Below are 2295 nucleotides of genomic sequence, written 5' to 3' on the forward strand. Positions count from 1 at the left end.
CGCGGCGTCGCGGGGCGCGTCGCTGCCGGATCGCGTATCGGGCTCCCGCGCACGACGCGCGTGCTCGACCGCGTCGGCATCATCATTCGCAACGGCTTCGTCTGGGCGCTGTCCTTGACCCTGATCCCCGGCCTGCTCGGCGGCTTCCTGCTCGCGCGCGGCTCGCTCCAGCGCGTGCGCCGCATCGAGACCGCAGTCGCGCCGATCATGCGCGGCGACCTCGGCGTGCGCCTGCCGATTTCCGAACGACGCGACGAAGTCGATATGCTCGCGAGCATCGTCAACCGCATGCTCGATCGCCTCGAAACGCTGCTCGGCGAGGTCAAGGGCGTGTCCGACAGCATCGCCCACGACCTGCGCACGCCGCTCACGCGCCTGCGCGCGCAGCTCTATCGCCTGCAGCGCGAGACGCCGGCCGACGACGCGCACGCGGCGACGATCGAACGCTGCATCGCCGATACCGACAACCTGCTCAACCGTTTCCGCGCGCTGCTGCGCATCTCCGAACTCGAGGACCTGCAACGCCGCGCGGGCTTCGGCGACGTCGACCTGCGCGAGAAGCTCGCGCGCGTGCACGAACTCTACTCGCCGCTGGCCGAGGACAAGCATATTGCCTTCGCACTCGAACTTCCCGCGACGCTCGCCAGCGTGCGCGCCGACGGCGGCCTGCTGTTCGAGGCGATCTCCAACCTCGTCGACAATGCGCTCAAGTTCACCCCCGACGGCGGCCGCGTCGTGCTGCGCGCGGTCGATGAGAAGGCCGGCCCGCGCATCGACGTGATCGACAGCGGCCCCGGCGTCCCCGCCGCCGAGCGCGAGGCGGTGCTGCACCGTTTCTACCGCACCAAAGCCTGCCGCAACGAACACGAATGCGAAGCCCCCGGCTTCGGCCTCGGCCTGTCCATCGTCTCGGCCATCGTCAAGCTGCACGACTACCGCTTCGAGATCGCCGATGCCGACGCGCCGCCCGGCACGCGTATGACGATCTACTGCTCGTCGAGCGAGAGCTGAGGGCGGCGTCCGCGGCACATGAAGAAAATTTCATCGACACGACTCCGCGCACAAACCGTTACCGGCATTGCGTTTTCGCGCGTTGCAGAGACCGCACCTCCCGTCGTTTAAACAATTCTTCATATCCGCGATGATGAAAACTTGCGGCGCGGCAGCATAATTGCCTCGGCAAGTTTCTGCCCCAAGGTATCCTCGTCCATGCAAGGCCTCGTTCGCATCGCGCTGTCGCGCCCGTACACGTTCGTCGTGCTGGCGCTGCTGATCCTCATCATCGGCCCGCTCGCGGCGTTGCGCACGCCGACCGACATCTTCCCAAACATCAATATCCCGGTGATCGGCGTTGCCTGGCAGTACACCGGCCTGCCGCCGGACCAGATGGCCGGGCGCATCACCACGCCGTTCGAGCGTGCGCTGACGACGCTGGTCAACGACATCGAGCACATCGAGTCGAACTCGTACACCGGCTTCGGCATCATCAAGATCTATTTCCATCCGGGCGTGAACATCGCCACGGCGAATGCGCAGGTGACGACGGCGGCGCAGACGATGGTGAAGAACATGCCGCCGGGTACGACTCCGCCGTTGGTCGTCAACTACAGCGCTTCGACCGTGCCGATCCTGCAGCTCGCGCTGTCGGGCAAGGGCCTCACCGAAGCCAACCTCGCCGACCTCGCGATGAACTCGTTGCGCACGCGCCTGGTCACCGTGGAAGGCTCGGCGATTCCGTATCCGTTCGGTGGCAAGGCGCGCCAGGTGCAGATCGACCTCGACACGGCGGCGCTGCTCGCGCGCGGGCTCACCGGTCAGGACGTGGCCAACGCGCTCGCCGCGCAGAACATTCTTACGCCGGTCGGCGCACAGAAGATCGACGCGTTCGAGTATGCGATCAACCTCAACAACGCGCCCTCGGATCTCAAGGACATCGCCGCGCTGCCGATCAAGACGGTCAATGGCGCGATGGTCTACATACGCGACGTCGCCAACGTGCGCGACGGCAACGCGGTGCAGACCAACATCGTCCACGTCGACGGCGGCCGCTCGGTGCTGATGAACGTGTTGAAAAGCGGCGCGACCTCGACCCTCGCGATCGTCGACGGGGTCAAGGCGATGCTCGAAGCGGTCAAGCCGTCGCTGCCGGAGGCACTCGTGGTCAAGGCGGTCGGCGACCAGTCGATCTTCGTGCGCAGCGCGATCGGCGGCGTGGCCAAGGAGGGCGTGATCGCGGCCGCGCTGACCAGCCTGATGATTCTGCTGTTCCTCGGCTCGTGGCGCTCGACCGTGATC

The 2295-nt window shown here is 66.4% G+C and carries 2 protein-coding genes; both read left to right on the forward strand.

Features of this window, described 5'->3' with window-relative positions:
- Window positions 1-1011: HAMP domain-containing sensor histidine kinase (locus tag VF497_RS15670; protein WP_330890410.1), on the forward strand; the 1011-nt coding region annotated here is incomplete at its 5' end.
- 198 nt (window positions 1012-1209) lie between these two features.
- Window positions 1210-2295: efflux RND transporter permease subunit (locus VF497_RS15675; RefSeq protein ID WP_330890412.1), on the forward strand; the 1086-nt coding region annotated here is incomplete at its 3' end.

Source organism: Rudaea sp. (genome assembly GCF_036383415.1).
GTDB lineage: Bacteria > Pseudomonadota > Gammaproteobacteria > Xanthomonadales > Rhodanobacteraceae > Rudaea.